The sequence below is a fragment of the Neobacillus sp. plas4 genome (assembly GCF_057221695.1).
In genome coordinates, this window is record NZ_CM170152.1 from 1,823,392 (window position 1) to 1,839,223 (window position 15,832).

At 39.1% G+C, this 15,832-nt stretch carries 16 protein-coding genes; 15 read left to right on the top strand and 1 reads right to left on the bottom strand.

Going from position 1 to position 15,832, the window contains the following annotated elements:
* Positions 1-89: 89 nt before the first annotated feature.
* The 10 genes from def (at position 90) to spoVM (ending at position 9,127) form a co-directional block, all read left to right on the top strand.
* Complete coding sequence (def, locus tag AC2TFD_RS09175) at positions 90-575, top strand: peptide deformylase (protein WP_335513544.1); 486 nt, start codon at positions 90-92, stop codon at positions 573-575.
* The gene (gene fmt, locus AC2TFD_RS09180; protein WP_335567477.1) at positions 572-1,528 is read left to right on the top strand and encodes a methionyl-tRNA formyltransferase; all 957 of its coding nucleotides are present in this window, start codon (positions 572-574) and stop codon (positions 1,526-1,528) included. The genes def and fmt overlap by 4 nt, the downstream gene beginning before the upstream one ends.
* Positions 1,518-2,867 (top strand): 16S rRNA (cytosine(967)-C(5))-methyltransferase RsmB, encoded by a 1,350-nt coding sequence (gene rsmB, locus AC2TFD_RS09185; protein ID WP_335513540.1) that lies wholly within the window; start codon positions 1,518-1,520, stop codon positions 2,865-2,867. Before fmt ends, rsmB begins: the two co-directional genes overlap by 11 nt.
* Before the next feature lie 3 nt (positions 2,868-2,870).
* Complete coding sequence (gene rlmN / locus AC2TFD_RS09190; protein ID WP_335513538.1) at positions 2,871-3,962, top strand: dual-specificity RNA methyltransferase RlmN; 1,092 nt, start codon at positions 2,871-2,873, stop codon at positions 3,960-3,962.
* A 5-nt stretch (positions 3,963-3,967) separates the two neighbouring features.
* The gene (locus tag AC2TFD_RS09195; RefSeq protein WP_335567476.1) at positions 3,968-4,720 is read left to right on the top strand and encodes a Stp1/IreP family PP2C-type Ser/Thr phosphatase; all 753 of its coding nucleotides are present in this window, start codon (positions 3,968-3,970) and stop codon (positions 4,718-4,720) included.
* Complete coding sequence (gene pknB, locus AC2TFD_RS09200; RefSeq protein WP_484675477.1) at positions 4,720-6,675, top strand: Stk1 family PASTA domain-containing Ser/Thr kinase; 1,956 nt, start codon at positions 4,720-4,722, stop codon at positions 6,673-6,675. Before AC2TFD_RS09195 ends, pknB begins: the two co-directional genes overlap by 1 nt.
* Positions 6,676-6,702: 27 nt before the next feature.
* Positions 6,703-7,584: a ribosome small subunit-dependent GTPase A gene (gene rsgA, locus AC2TFD_RS09205; protein WP_484675478.1), complete on the top strand. Its 882-nt coding sequence runs from the start codon at positions 6,703-6,705 to the stop codon at positions 7,582-7,584.
* Positions 7,585-7,586: 2 nt separating this feature from the next.
* Positions 7,587-8,231 (top strand): ribulose-phosphate 3-epimerase, encoded by a 645-nt coding sequence (gene rpe, locus AC2TFD_RS09210; RefSeq protein WP_335513530.1) that lies wholly within the window; start codon positions 7,587-7,589, stop codon positions 8,229-8,231.
* 65 nt (positions 8,232-8,296) lie between these two features.
* Positions 8,297-8,947: a thiamine diphosphokinase gene (locus AC2TFD_RS09215; protein WP_484676286.1), complete on the top strand. Its 651-nt coding sequence runs from the start codon at positions 8,297-8,299 to the stop codon at positions 8,945-8,947.
* 96 nt (positions 8,948-9,043) lie between these two features.
* Positions 9,044-9,127, top strand: coding sequence for a stage V sporulation protein SpoVM (gene spoVM, locus AC2TFD_RS09220; protein ID WP_035445740.1), 84 nt, complete (start codon positions 9,044-9,046; stop codon positions 9,125-9,127).
* A 103-nt stretch (positions 9,128-9,230) separates the two neighbouring features.
* On the opposite strand, the gene rpmB is transcribed toward spoVM, so the two are convergent.
* Positions 9,231-9,419: a 50S ribosomal protein L28 gene (gene rpmB, locus AC2TFD_RS09225; protein ID WP_149869555.1), complete on the bottom strand. Its 189-nt coding sequence runs from the start codon at positions 9,417-9,419 to the stop codon at positions 9,231-9,233.
* A 360-nt stretch (positions 9,420-9,779) separates the two neighbouring features.
* Here rpmB and AC2TFD_RS09230 point away from each other — a divergent pair, with 360 nt between their 5' ends.
* The 5 genes from AC2TFD_RS09230 (at position 9,780) to recG (ending at position 15,718) form a co-directional block, all read left to right on the top strand.
* Positions 9,780-10,142 carry an Asp23/Gls24 family envelope stress response protein gene (locus AC2TFD_RS09230; protein ID WP_179160882.1) on the top strand — a complete coding sequence of 121 codons (363 nt, stop codon included), beginning with the start codon at positions 9,780-9,782 and terminating at the stop codon, positions 10,140-10,142.
* Positions 10,143-10,198: 56 nt separating this feature from the next.
* Entirely contained in the window at positions 10,199-11,881 is a 1,683-nt protein-coding gene (locus AC2TFD_RS09235; RefSeq protein WP_335513523.1) for a DAK2 domain-containing protein, read from the top strand.
* A 98-nt stretch (positions 11,882-11,979) separates the two neighbouring features.
* Positions 11,980-12,642: an L-serine ammonia-lyase, iron-sulfur-dependent subunit beta gene (sdaAB, locus tag AC2TFD_RS09240; RefSeq protein WP_335513521.1), complete on the top strand. Its 663-nt coding sequence runs from the start codon at positions 11,980-11,982 to the stop codon at positions 12,640-12,642.
* A gap of 148 nt (positions 12,643-12,790) precedes the next feature.
* Positions 12,791-13,669, top strand: coding sequence for an L-serine ammonia-lyase, iron-sulfur-dependent, subunit alpha (gene sdaAA / locus AC2TFD_RS09245; protein WP_335513519.1), 879 nt, complete (start codon positions 12,791-12,793; stop codon positions 13,667-13,669).
* On the top strand, positions 13,670-15,718 hold the full coding sequence (gene recG / locus AC2TFD_RS09250) for an ATP-dependent DNA helicase RecG (protein ID WP_335513517.1): 2,049 nt from the start codon (positions 13,670-13,672) through the stop codon (positions 15,716-15,718). It begins immediately after the preceding gene.
* The last annotated feature ends 114 nt before the right edge of the window (positions 15,719-15,832 follow it).

Here is a 15,832-nt window from a genome sequence, read left to right on the forward strand (position 1 = left end):
TTATGATGAGGTTATTTGGGTGAAAATGTATAATAAATATTAATTATAAATAATAATTTGAAAACGACCAGATAGATGGAGGAACACCTTTGGCAATAAAAAAAATCGTTACGTACCCAGCAGAGGTACTTGAAAAAAAATGCAGAGAAGTTAACAAATTCGATAAGAAACTAGCAAAATTACTTAATGATATGTATGACACGATGATTGAACACGACGGGGTCGGTTTAGCTGCTCCACAAATTGGTATAGATGAAAGAATCGCTATCGTCGATATTGAGAACGAATTAGGAACGATTGAAATGATTAACCCAATCATACTAAAGACATCTGGAGAACAAACCGGACCAGAAGGGTGTTTAAGCTTCCCAGATCTTTTTGGTGAGGTGACAAGACCAAATTATGTGAAGATTGAGGCATACGATCGTAAAGGAAAAAAATACACCCTAGAAGCGGAGGAATTCCTGGCTAGAGCAATTCAACATGAAATTGATCATTTAGACGGGATATTATTCACTTCAAAAGTTAGTAGATATCTCGAAGAAGATGAGTTAAAAGGAGTAGAAAGTGAATGACGAAAATCGTTTTTATGGGTACGCCAGATTTTTCAGTCCCCGTGTTACAAAAAATAATTGATGACGGTTACGAGGTCATTGGAGTGGTTACCCAGCCAGACAGACCGGTAGGAAGAAAAAAGATCCTAACACCGCCGCCTGTAAAAGTTGCGGCAGTAAAGCACGGAATCCCAGTCTATCAGCCTGAAAAAATAAGTCAAAGGAATGAGCTGGAGAAAATCCTTTCTTTGAATCCAGATTTAATTATCACAGCTGCTTTTGGACAAATCTTGCCAAAGGCGATACTTGACGCTCCAGGCCACGGCTGCATAAATGTCCATGCCTCGCTTCTTCCAGAACTTCGCGGTGGTGCACCTATTCACTATGCCCTGATCCAAGGTAAGAAGAAGACAGGTATTACCATTATGTATATGGTAGAAAAGCTGGATGCAGGTGATATATTAACGCAGGTTGAGGTAGAGATTACGGAAGAAGATAATGTCGGAACTCTTCATAATAAACTAAGTGCAGCTGGCGCTGCTCTTTTGTCAGAAACACTTCCTATGCTGCTAGAAGGAAAGTTAACCCCTGTCCCTCAAAATAATGAGGAAGCAACGTTTGCATATAATATTAAAAGAGAGCAGGAAAAAATAGACTGGACCAAAACAGGTGAAGAAATCTATAATCATATTCGCGGCTTAAATCCATGGCCAGTTGCCTTTACAACCTTGGATAACCAAACTGTAAAAGTATGGAAATCTGAAAAGGTTACGGTTTTAAGAAATGAGCTCCCTGGGACGATTATAAAAAACGAATCCGATGGAATTACGGTATCAACAGGGAATGATACGGCTATTAAGATTAAAGAGCTGCAGCCAGCGGGTAAAACCAAAATGACCAGTGAAGAGTTTTACAGAGGTGCTGGTGCAAAAATCTTAGTAGGAACAAGACTAGGAGAATCAAATGACCAATAAAAGAAAAAATGTGCGGGAAGCCGCAATGGATTTACTCGAAGCAATTGAGAAGAACCAATCCTATAGTAACCTGCTTCTTAATAGTACAATTGAGAAAAACAAACTTTCTCCGATTGACACTGGGTTATTGACGGAATTAACCTACGGAACATTACAACGGAAGATGGCGTTAGACTACTTCCTTAAGCCGTTCATTAAAAATAGTAAAAAGACCGAAAGCTGGGTGCACCAGTTGTTACGGATTACCCTATATCAAATGGTTTACCTTGATAAAATTCCGGATAGGGCAGCAATTTATGAAGCAGTGGAAATTGCTAAAAAGCGTGGCCACAAGGGAATTGCAGGAATGGTAAATGGTGTATTAAGAAGTATACAGCGTGAGGGCTTGCCATCTTTGGATGAGGTAAGTGATCCTATTGAAAGACTTTCAATTGAAACTAGTCATCCAGAATGGCTCGTTAAGAGGTGGGCGAGCCAATTTGGATATGAAAGAACGAGAGAAATGTGTGAAATAAACTTAACGGCACCGTTACAAACGGCCAGAGTGAACCTTACAAAAACGACAGTGCGTGAATGTATTGAAGATCTTGACGAAGAAGGTTTCCAGATTGAAAAAAGTCCAATTATTCCTGAGGCTATTCGGGCACTAAAGGGGAATATTGCTCTCTCAAAAGCATATAAAAAAGGTTTGCTTACCATTCAAGACGAGAGTTCAATGCTGGTATCTTATGCCTTAAATGCCAATAAGAACGAAAGGATTCTCGATGCATGTGCAGCACCTGGCGGAAAAAGTACCCATATTGCTGAAAATATGGAGTTGACTGGAGTCGTTTATTCCCTAGATTTACATGAGCACAAAGTAAAATTAATAAATTCCAACGCAAGCCGTTTAGGTTTGGGGAATATAAAAACAATGGTAATGGATTCAAGAAAAGCAGGCGAACATCTGGAGAAAGAATCTTTTGACCGAGTTCTCCTTGATGCACCTTGCTCTGGACTCGGGGTTATGAGACGAAAGCCGGATATGAAATATACCAAAAAAGAGCAAGATATTTATCAATTAAGTACGATTCAACAAAATTTATTGGAAGCAGTATCCCATTTAGTAAAAAAAGGTGGAATTCTTGTCTACAGTACGTGTACAGTAGATAAAGACGAAAATGAAAATACAGTCAGTAAATTTTTACAAGAGCACCCGGAATTTGAGCTGGATGTTACGATGAAGGAAAGAATGCCTGAGGCAATCCAACCGCTTGTAACAGACGGATATTTGCAAATTTTTCCGCAGGATTTTGGCTCAGACGGTTTCTTTATCGCATGCTTAAGAAAGAAGGTGTAACAGTTGGAACAACTAAATACAACTGAGACGAACACAACATTGGAAACGAAGAAAACATCTATATATTCCCTGGAGCTTCAAGAACTCAAGGAGTGGCTGACAAATAATGATGAAAAGCCTTTCCGGGCGGAACAAATCTTTGATTGGCTATATAAAAAAAGAATAACTTCATTTGAAGATATGAATAATCTTTCAAAAAGCTTACGTGACAAACTATCCAAGAATTTTCAAATCACCACATTAAAAACGGTTATTAAACAATCTTCTTCTGACGGAACAATTAAGTTTCTATTCGAACTACATGATGGATACTCTATTGAAACTGTTTTAATGCGGCATGATTATGGCAACTCCGTTTGTGTTACTACGCAGGTGGGATGCAGGATTGGGTGTACCTTCTGTGCTTCCACACTTGGAGGGCTGAAGCGTCACTTAGAAGCAGGGGAGATTGTTGCACAGGTTGTAACGGTGCAGCAAGCTCTTGACGAAACAGATGAGCGTGTCAGCTCAGTAGTCATTATGGGAATAGGCGAACCATTTGACAATTATGATAATATGATGGCGTTTCTAAAAATTATCAATCATGATAAAGGATTGACGATCGGCGCACGCCATATAACCGTATCCACCAGCGGTATTGTTCCTAAAATTTATCAATTTGCCGATGAAAGTATGCAGATAAATTTTGCGATTTCACTACATGCTCCGAACACTGAATTAAGGTCCCGCTTAATGCCTATCAACAGGGCATATAAATTGGATGATTTAATGAAATCTGTCAGGTATTATATTGATAAGACGGGGCGTAGAATTAGCTTTGAATACGGACTATTTGGCGGTGTAAATGATTCTGTTGAACATGCGGAAGAGTTGGCCAGCTTGTTAAAGGGAATTAAATGCCATGTTAATCTAATCCCTGTTAATTATGTTCCAGAGAGGGATTATGTGCGTACTCCAAGGGACAAAATTTTTGCATTTGAAAAAACGCTTAAAAACCGTGGGATTAATGTTACGATTCGCAGGGAGCAAGGTCACGACATTGACGCAGCATGTGGACAACTTCGTGCAAAGGAGCGGAAAGAAGAGACGAGGTGAAAGGTTTGAAAGCAGTTTTCTTGACTGACCAAGGCAGGGTCAGGCAGCATAATGAAGATGCGGGAGGGATATTTGTAAACAAGGATGGTCACCGCTTAGCTGTTGTCGCAGATGGCATGGGCGGTCACCGTGCTGGTGATGTAGCCAGTGAGATGACCATTACTCAGTTGAAAAACGTATGGGAAGATTCAAGTGGCATTTCGACTGCGGGTGAAGCAGAGAGTTGGTTAAGAAACCAAATAACAGAGGTAAATAACCTTTTGTTTCATCATGCAATGAGCCATATTGAATGTGATGGTATGGGGACGACCATAGTGGCAGCCGTTAGTACCGACCGTTTTGTGAGTATTGCAAATATCGGTGACAGCCGTTGTTATTTACTAAATGAGTCTGGTTTTAAACAGGTAACCGAAGACCATTCATTAGTAAACGAGCTTGTACGGACTGGACAAATATCGCGGGAAGATGCTGAGCATCATCCAAGAAAAAATGTACTATTACGAGCGCTGGGAACAGAAAAAGCCGTAGAAATGGATATTAAAACGATTATTTTTGAAGAAGGGGACCTTCTATTATTATGTTCAGATGGTCTTTCAAATAAAGTCAATGAAAAAGAAATGAGCGCTATACTAACGAACGAAGATTCTTTAGAGCAAAAGGCAGCCACCCTTATCAGCCTTGCAAATGAAAATGGCGGCGAGGACAACATTACTCTTGCAATTGTGGAGTTTTTTGAATTTAGCGAGGGTGATGAATAATGTTGATAGGAAAACGCTTAAGCGGTCGTTATAAAATATTAGAAATGATTGGCGGAGGCGGTATGGCAAATGTGTACTTAGCCCACGACATGATTTTGGACCGTGATGTTGCCGTCAAAATGCTTCGCCTCGATTTTGCGAATGATGAAGAATTTATACGCAGGTTTCGTAGAGAAGCCCAATCTGCAACCAGTTTAGCTCACCCTAATATCGTAAACATCTATGATGTTGGTGAAGAGAATGATCTTTATTTTATTGTAATGGAATATGTTGAAGGTCAAACATTAAAACAATACATACAACAGCATTCACCCTTACAAGTTGAAAAAACAATTGAAATTATGAAGCAATTGACTTCAGCTATATCTCACGCTCATCAGAATCATATTATTCACAGAGACATTAAGCCTCAGAATATTCTTGTTGACCGTTTTAGTAATGTGAAAATTACTGATTTTGGTATCGCAATGGCATTAAGTGCAACAAGTATAACACAAACTAATTCTGTACTCGGCTCTGTCCATTATTTGTCACCAGAACAAGCACGTGGAGGCATGGCAAATAGTAAATCTGATGTCTATTCCTTAGGGATTGTTATGTTTGAACTATTAACGGGAAGACTTCCGTTTTCTGGTGAATCTGCTGTTTCAATTGCCCTGAAGCACTTGCAATCAGAAACTCCTTCAGTAAGAAGATGGAACCCTAATATTCCACAAAGTGTGGAAAACATTGTTTTAAAGGCAACCGCAAAGGATTCCTTTCATCGTTATAATAGTGTTGAAGAAATGGAATTGGATTTAAGGTCAGCGCTTGATGTGGATAGAATAAATGAACCAAAATTTGTTATTCCCGATGATGATGAGGCTACAAAAGCCATCCCGGTGATTACCAATGATCGTCCACTCCAAAATCTTGATGAAACATTAGTACATAATCAAACCAAAGGAAATGCTGCTGCCTCCCAAAAAGGAAATGACGAGAAAAAACGTAAAAAGTGGCCAGCTATTTTAATTACAACTTTCTTAGTACTTTCATTATTAGGTTTGTTTACTGTTACAGTATTACCTGACCTGCTTTCACCTAAGGATGTCATCATCCCAGATGTGAGCGGTTTGGAATTAGATGAGGCAGTTGCAAAAATAGAATCTGCCGGACTCTTGGTTGAGGAAGAAGTCGAAAGTACACATGATGAAATAGAAGAAGGCAAGGTCATAAGGACTAAGCCTGAAGAGGGCAGTACCGTTAAGGAGAATACCGGGATAACGGTATATTTCAGCATTGGAAAAGAAAAGTTAAAATTGCTTGATTATACCGGCCGCAATTATGATGATATCATCCGATTATTGGCTAACCAGAACTTTAAGGATATAGATATTACGGAAGTTTTTGATTATAGTGAGCCTGGTACCATTTTAAGTCAAAAACCTGGGAGCGGTGAAGAAGTTGTCCCTGAAGATACAGTATTAGAATTTGAGGTTAGTAAAGGTTTACAGAAAATTATCCTTAAGGACTTATCACAATCCAATTTAAAAGGTGCACAGGATTATGTCGAGTCTGTTGGTCTGACTCTTGATGTTTCAGAGGAAAAGTTTGATGATAACATTCCTGCAGGAAATATTATCTCTCAGACGCCTGCTCCATATACCGAAATGAAAAAGGGTGACAAGGTTTCGGTTGTTATTTCAAAAGGAAAAGAAGAGAAACCACCTAAACCGGTTACAGTTGACATAGAAATCCCGTACACAGGAACAGAGCCTAATGAAGAACAAGAGGTACGCATCTATATTCAAGATGCGGTGCATCAAAGTATGACTACACCAGTCCATACTTTTTCAATCACTACAACAACCAAAACGACAATAGAAATTTTGGTGCCGTTTGAAGGTGAAGCTGGCTATCAAGTAGTAAGAGAGAATACTGTTGTTGAAAATAAGTCTGTACCTTATCCAAAGTAATGCTAAGAAATGGCAGGGAGTGTGGCTATGCCTGAAGGGAAAATTGTAAAAGCATTAAGTGGTTTTTATTATGTTTTACATGAAAAGGAACTGATTCAATGCCGAGGAAGAGGTGTATTTAGGAAAAACAAAATTACACCTCTTGTCGGTGATGAAGTGGTTTTTCAGGCCGAAAATGACCGTGAAGGGTATATTATGGAAGTAAAGGAACGAAAGAATGAACTTGTTCGACCGCCTATTGCAAATGTTGACCAAGCCATTCTAGTCTTTTCCGCAGTTGAACCGGATTTTAGTACGGTTCTTTTGGATAGGTTTCTTGTTCTCGTAGAATATAATCATATTAAGCCCCTCATATGTATTACAAAAATGGATTTAACGAATGACAACGAAAAACAAATCATTACAGAGTATGCTGATCATTATAGAAAGATTGGTTATGATGTATTATTAACATCATCAGAGACAGAAGCGGGTATTGAAGGATTAAGCCCGCATGTTGAGGATAAAATATCTGTTTTTGCCGGGCAATCAGGTGTCGGAAAATCCTCTCTGTTAAACGTATTACGGCCTGATCTGGACCTAAAAACGAATATTATTTCGTCGCATTTAGGAAGAGGCAAACACACTACGAGACATGTTGAATTAATTAGTATTGGAAATGGTCTCATCGCAGATACACCTGGATTTAGTTCTTTGGAATTCACAAATATCAAAGCTGAAGAGCTGACTTTTTGTTTCCCGGAAATAGCCAGGCAAAGCGAAAATTGTAAATTCAGAGCTTGTTTACATATTAGTGAGCCAAAATGCGCGGTAAAAGCAGCAGTAGAATCAGAGGAAATTACCCAATATCGTTATCAACATTATGTAGATTTCCTTCAAGAAATAAAAGATAGAAAGCCGAGGTATTAACTATGGTGAAAATTGCACCATCAATCCTTTCTGCAGATTTTGCTAAATTAGGGGAAGAAATAGTTGCTGTTGAAAGGGCAGGAGCTGACCTTATCCATGTTGATGTTATGGATGGTCATTTTGTTCCAAATATTACAATAGGACCATTAATTGTGGAAGCGATTCGTCCTGTTACACAACTTCCACTAGATGTCCATTTAATGATTGAAAACCCAGACCAATATATTGAGAATTTTGCTAAAGCAGGGGCGGATTACATTACAGTCCATGTTGAAGCATGCAGGCATCTGCATCGAACCATTCATCACATAAAATCCTTTGGAATTAAAGCAGGTGTAGTGTTAAATCCAGCTACCCCAGTAGACACCATTCAACATATACTTGCAGACATTGACATGGTTTTATTAATGTCAGTAAATCCAGGATTTGGCGGACAAACATTCATACCTGAAGTCCTTCCTAAAATTAGGAAAGTTAAAGAAATGGCTGAGACAATAGGTAAAGAAATTGAAATAGAAATAGATGGCGGAGTAAATTCAGAAACAGCTAAATTATGTATAGAAGCAGGGGCAACTGTTTTAGTTGCAGGATCAGCTATTTACAATCAAGAGGATTACGCTGCAGCAATAAGTTTAATAAGAGGGTAAATAGAAAAGTACAAAGCCGGCTTAAATGCTGGCTTTTTGTGTAGCAATAAGGGGGACTTTACATGATGATGATGATAAATATATTAGCAGGAGGTCCAGAAGAGCTTCTTCCTAACTTCAATGAATATACTGAAGAGAATGAAATTTGGGTTGGTGTTGATCGAGGAGTGTTTACGCTAATAGAAAAAAATATCAAACCAATAATAGCATTTGGGGATTTCGATTCCGTTTCTAGGAATGAAATTTTGGTTATCGAAGAACATGTTAAGGAAATGAAACGGTTTAGGCCAGAAAAAGATGAAACCGATATGGAGCTTGCTTTGAATTGGGCGATTGAACAAAAGCCTGCTCTAATCCGGATTTTTGGAGCAACTGGCGGGCGATTAGATCATCTCATGGCGAATGTCCAATTATTGATTAAACCTTTAATGAAAGATAATGACGTAGATATTTTTATTATTGATAATCAAAATATTTTATCATTAAAAGGTCCGGGATGTTATAAAATTAAAAAGAGGGCAGATAAAAAGTATGTTTCTTTTGTTCCATTAACCTTTAATGTAAAAGGTCTCACTCTGGAGGGCTTCAAATATCCATTAGAAAACCGTCATATCGCTATCGGCTCTACATTATGTATTAGTAATGAACTTATTAGTGATAGTGGTACTTTTTCATTTTCTGAAGGCATATTATTAGTGATAAGAAGCAATGATTAAACGCTAAATTTAGAGGTACTGATTTCGTCCGTGTGAATAAAATAGTAAGGGCGTACGAGAGAAGTTAGATGTGTGAGATGGTGAGGAGGGACATAAATGAAGTTTTATACAATTAAACTGCCAAAATTTTTAGGTGGACTTGTCCGAGCGATGATTGGTGCATTTAAAAAGAATGAATAGAAATAATGTCTAAGCACCTATTAAAAATGGGTGCTTTTTTATTTTTTGTAATTATGGGAAGGATAATAAGAAAGGGCACCCTGCAAAAGGATGCCCTGACATATTAAACGCGTTCTACTTTACCAGCTCTTAACGCTCTTGCAGAAACCCAAACACGCTTAGGCTTTCCATCAACAAGAATACGTACTTTTTGTAGGTTAGCACCCCATGTACGCTTATTAGCGTTCATAGCGTGAGAACGTGCGTTACCAGTTGTGGTTTTCTTTCCAGTTACAACACATTTACGTGGCATAATGATTCCCTCCTTAATACCCAAAGCTTTATACAGCATTTACGTTATTGTCTAAAGATACCTTAATAATTTATCACACAACAAGTTTGATTGCAATAGTGATTACGAAACCTTTCAAGAAAAATACCTTGACATGGAAAATTAGTATCTATGGAAGCCAGGAAGAAAAAAGTATCACTTTCAAATTTTTCTTGACTATAGTAAAATGTCTTTAGTCATGGTAGTGTCCAAAATATTTTTTATTAAAATCATAAAGCCGATTTTAACTTTGAAATAGTTATTTCGCGCATTAGAGTTTAGTATGCAACTCTTATTAAAGAGCCTAGTCAAGGAGCAATATCCAAAAAGGGGGAACGATTCATGTCCATCGAATTAAAAACTAAGTACGGACAAATTGATATTTCAAATGAAGTAATCGCCACCATCGCTGGAGGTGCCGCTATCGATTGTTATGGAATTGTCGGTATGGCTTCCAAGAGTCAAATAAAAGACGGTCTTACTGAAATATTAAGAAGAGAAAATTTTACTCGTGGAGTTATTGTTCGACAAGAGAATGAAGAAGTACATATTGATATGTATATAATCGTCAGCTATGGAACGAAAATCTCCGAGGTTGCCCATAACGTTCAATCAAAGGTGAAATACACACTTGATAAGACGGTTGGACTTGCCGTTGACTCGGTAAATATTTACGTTCAGGGAGTTCGTGTGACGAACCCTTAAGTTCGTTAAACGAACCATTCGTTCGTATGACGAACCATAGTAGAGGAGGAAAGTTTGTGTCAATAACAGCTTTAGATGGAAAACGTTTTGCAGAAATGGTGATTCAAGGTGCGAATCATTTAGGTGCCAATGCAAAAATGGTGGATGCGTTAAACGTTTTTCCTGTGCCCGATGGTGATACTGGAACAAATATGAACTTATCAATGACCTCAGGGGCAAAGGAAGTTAAAAATAATGTTCAAGAACATATTGGTAAGGTAGGGATTGCTCTTTCAAAGGGATTACTAATGGGGGCAAGAGGAAACTCAGGGGTTATTCTTTCTCAATTGTTTCGTGGATTTTCAAAAGCAATCGAATCAAAAGCTGCAATTTCCGGTAAAGACTTTGCCGCCGCTTTGGAGTCTGGTGTAGAAACTGCGTATAAAGCAGTTATGAAACCAGTTGAAGGAACGATCTTAACTGTAGCAAAGGATTCAGCAAAAAAGGGTGTCCTTGCTTCCCAAAAATCTGATAATATTATCGAGATTATGGAAGAAGTGTTAAATGAGGCTAAGGCTTCGCTTAAGCGTACACCTGATCTGCTGCCAGTTCTAAAAGAAGTTGGAGTCGTGGATAGCGGCGGACAAGGACTTGTTTTTGTTTATGAAGGATTTCTTGCTGAACTAAAAGGCGAGCAGCTTCCGGATTCGCCAGATGCATACCCTTCAATGGATGAGTTGGTTAGTGCTGAACATCATAAAAGCGTCCAAGGACATATAAATACAGAAGATATTGTATTTGGCTATTGTACTGAATTTATGGTGAAGTTTGAAGAGGCCAAGCTAAGGAAGCACCCTTTTGATGAGGAAGTTTATCGTAATGACCTAAGTGAGTTTGGTGACTCCTTGCTCGTTATTGCAGATGATGAGGTTGTGAAGGTGCATATCCATTCTGAACAACCAGGCGATTGCTTAAGCTACGGTCAGCGGTACGGAAGTTTAATCAATATTAAAATTGAAAACATGAGACAGCAGCATTCTAATATCGTTGGAGAAACCCACACACCTTTAGTTTCGGGTCGTCCGCATGTACCTAAAGAACAGCAAGAGTATGGGATTGTTACTGTTTCAATGGGCTCTGGGATTGCAGAATTATTTAAAAGCATCGGTGCGCATGCAGTCATTGAAGGCGGGCAAACCATGAACCCAAGTACAGAGGATATTGTAAAAGCCGTTAAAGAAGTAAATGCGAAAAAAGTGTTTATTCTTCCTAATAATAAGAATATTATTATGGCTGCACAACAAGCTGCGGATGTTTCGGATGAAGAAATTTATGTCATTCCTTCAAAAACTGTCCCTCAAGGTCTTTCTGCACTTTTAGCATTTAATCCAGCTGGAGATGTTAAAACAAATGAAGCGGCCATGTCCGACGCCATGCAGCATGTAAAAACGGGTCAAATTACCTTTGCGGTACGTGATACACAAATTGATGGCTTGGAAATTGAGAAAGATGATTTTATGGGAATTGCTGAAAGCAAAATTGTAGTTAAAAACAAAGATAAGAGTAAGGTTGCCGAAGACTTGCTTTCTCAAATGCTCGATGATGATTCTGAAATTTTAACCATTATTTATGGTGAGGATGTTACGGATGAAGAGGTAAAAGCTCTGACGGAGTTTGTTGAAGAGAATTTCGAGGATGTTGAAGTTGAACTTCATAATGGAAAACAACCATTATATTCATTTATCTTTGCAATTGAATAAGTGATAAAATAGAAGGGGAAACCCTTCTATTTTTTTCTGTATTATAAATATAGATGGAGATTAAATAAAGATTGATTCGTCCTAGGGGGAGAAATCGGATGAAATATAGAAGCGTATTTGACATCATCGGTCCCGTAATGATTGGACCATCTAGTTCGCACACGGCTGGGGCTGCGAGAATAGGCAGAGTTGCTAGGAGTTTATTTGGCAGGGAACCAAAATGGGCAAATATTTCTTTATACGGGTCTTTTGCGAAGACGTATAAAGGACATGGTACGGATGTTGCCCTCGTTGGTGGTTTATTGGATTTTGAAACCGATGATGTAAGAATCATAAAAGCGATTGAAATAGCAAAGGAACGGGGGATTAAACTCCGTTTTATCGAAGAAGATGCGATTACAGACCACCCAAATACTGCTAGAGTTATCATTGGTGATGATAAAGGTGAATTAGAGTTAGTTGGAATTTCTATTGGCGGAGGCAAAATTGAAGTTATAGAGTTAAATGGTTTTGAATTGAAATTATCAGGTAACCATCCAGCCATATTGGTTGTCCATAATGATCGTTTTGGTACGATAGCAAGTGTATCTAATGTGTTAGCTAAATATGAGATTAATATAGGCCATATGGAAGTTTCAAGGAAAGAAATAGGAAAGCTTGCCCTCATGACCATAGAGGTTGACCAAAATATAGATGAAAAAGTCCTTCATGAATTGGAACAATTAGCAAACATATTAAAAGTTACCAAAATAGTTGATTAAATAGAAAAGTGGAAGCGCCTTGGTCAGCCCCGACAGCTACTTGCGGGCCTGTGGATGAAGTCACGCATTTCGACTTCATCTGCAGGACCGAAGTGACCTCGAGGGGCTAGGCGCTGGAACTGGACAATAACAACAAGGGGGAAGGCAATTGTTTCGTAATGTTGCAGAGTTAGTAGAGCTTGCAGTGAGTAAAAATAAAAAAATATCAGAAATTATGATTGAACAAGAAATGGACGTTACTGGCCGCTCTAGAGAAGAAGTGCTAGCCTTTATGGACCGTAATTTAACCGTTATGGAAGAAGCGGTTGAGCGCGGTATCAAAGGGGTAAGGTCCCATTCTGGGTTAACCGGCGGGGATGCGGTCCTTTTACAGAAATATATCGAAAAAGGGAATTTCTTATCAGGTAAAACTGTCCTTGACGCAGTGAGCAAAGCTGTAGCAACCAATGAAGTGAATGCGGCAATGGGAACGATATGTGCTACACCGACGGCAGGTTCTGCCGGGGTGGTGCCTGGCACTCTTTTTGCTGTGAAAAATAAACTCAACCCAACAAGAGAGCAAATGATTGCCTTTCTTTTTACGGCGGGTGCTTTCGGTTTTGTAGTGGCTAACAATGCTTCGATTTCTGGAGCAGCCGGCGGATGTCAAGCAGAGGTTGGATCTGCTTCTGGAATGGCAGCTGCAGCAATTGTCGAAATGGCGGGCGGATCACCAGAACAATGTGCAGAAGCAATGGCGATTACACTTAAAAATATGCTTGGCCTTGTTTGTGATCCTGTCGCAGGATTAGTAGAGGTACCGTGTGTTAAGCGAAATGCTATGGGTGCAGCAAATGCGATGGTAGCTGCAGATATGGCTTTAGCAGGTATTACAAGCAGAATTCCATGTGACGAAGTCATCGATGCGATGTATAAAATTGGGCAGTCGATGCCGACAGCATTAAAAGAAACAGCACAAGGAGGGTTAGCGGCAACTCCGACAGGTCGTGAACTCGAAGCGAAGATCTTCGGTATTCCGCGCGTATAAGTGAACGTAAATCTGAAACAATCCGTTACTGTATTAAAAGGTATTGGGGAAGAAACAGCTGAGTGTTTAGCAGAAATGAAAATATATACGGTCCAAGATTTATTAGAGTATTTTCCATACCGTTACGAAGATTACCGTCTCCGCGAACTCTCGGAAGTTAAGCATGAAGAGAAAATTACCGTAGAAGGGAAGGTTCATAGTGAGCCTTCTCTTACATATTTTGGCCGAAAGAAATCCAAGCTGATGTTCAGAATGTTCATTGGGCAATACCTTATTAAGGTTGTTTTTTTTAATCAGCCTTATTTAAAGAATAAAATCATTATGAATGAAACCATTACCGTAACAGGTAAATGGGATGCCCATCGACAAACCATTACGGCAAATGAAATGCAGAATGGTCAAAATGCTAAGGGTAAGGATTTTGAGCCTGTCTACTCCTTAAAAGGAAAAATTACAACCAAAGGCATGAGAAAATTTATTTCGATTGCTTTCCAACAATATGGAAAAGAAATTGAGGAAAGCCTGCCGCTGGCTCTGGTAAGTAAATATCGGTTACTAAACCGAAAGGATTCTTTATATGCCATGCACTTCCCTGTTAACCAGGATGACGTTAAGCAAGCTCGAAGACGGTTAGTTTATGAGGAGTTTTTGTTATTTCAGTTGAAAATGCAAGCTCTACGAAAATTTGAACGGGAACATGCACCAGGAATAGAACAAAACTATATAGAAACGAAAGTAGAGAATTTCATTCAATCCTTACCATTTCCATTAACGAATGCGCAGAGAAGAGTGGTTTCTGAGATATTGAGTGATCTCAAATCACCCCTCAGAATGAATCGTCTTTTGCAAGGAGATGTTGGCTCAGGGAAAACGGTTGTTGCTGCAATTGGTTTATATGCAAGTGTGACTGCTGGGTACCAAGGAGCTTTAATGGTGCCAACAGAAATTCTAGCAGAGCAGCATGCTGAATCACTCAAAGGACTTTTAGGAGACTTTGGACTTAGATGCGAACTGTTAACGAGTTCGATTAAAGGAAAGCGAAGAAAAGAAATCCTTCAAAATCTAGCTGACGGAAATGTGGATATATTAATTGGGACACATGCGCTGATCCAAGATGAGGTAACTTTTAAAAAACTAGGATTTGTCATAACGGATGAACAGCATCGGTTCGGTGTTGAACAACGGAGAGTGTTACGGGAAAAGGGTGAAAACCCCGATGTTTTGTTTATGACAGCAACCCCTATTCCAAGAACGCTCGCCATAACTGTATTTGGAGAGATGGATGTATCAGTTATTGATGAAATGCCTGCAGGAAGAAAAGCGATTGAAACCTACTGGGCGAAGCCTGAAATGTTGGGACGAGTGCTGTCTTTTGTAGAAAAAGAACTGGTTAAGGGGCATCAGGCCTATGTAATTTGTCCGCTAATTGAAGAATCAGACAAGCTGGATGTTCAAAATGCAATTGATGTTCATACCACATTAACTCATCACTTTCAAAACCGCTATAAGGTTGGCCTCATGCATGGTCGATTAATCTCGGAAGAAAAAGATACAATCATGAAGGCTTTTAGTATAAATGAGGTACAAGTGTTAGTGTCAACGACAGTTGTGGAGGTAGGTGTCAATGTTCCGAATGCCACAATGATGGTCATTTATGATGCAGAAAGATTTGGCCTTTCCCAGCTCCATCAGCTCAGGGGGAGGGTAGGAAGAGGCAGTGACCAATCCTATTGTATCTTACTAGCCGACCCAAAATCTGAAGTAGGTCAGGAAAGAATGCGAATTATGACCGAAACTAATGATGGTTTTGTATTAAGTGAAAAGGACCTTGAATTAAGGGGCCCAGGAGATTTCTTTGGGAAAAAACAAAGCGGCGTCCCTGAATTTAAACTTGCGGATATGGTTCATGATTACCGTACACTTGAAACTGCTAGAAATGATGCGGCCTTAATGATCCAATCAAAATCCTTTTGGCAGGCACAAGAGTATGAATACTTAAGAAACCAACTTGATGATACAGGTGTATTAGAAGGGGAAAAACTCGATTAATCATTAAAATCATTGGAGGCAGATTGCAAGAATAAAAACTTATTCTTGCAATCTGCTTTTTCTAATTTTATACTACTATTAGTACCTAGTCATAAGATCTCGGACGGTGTGTGA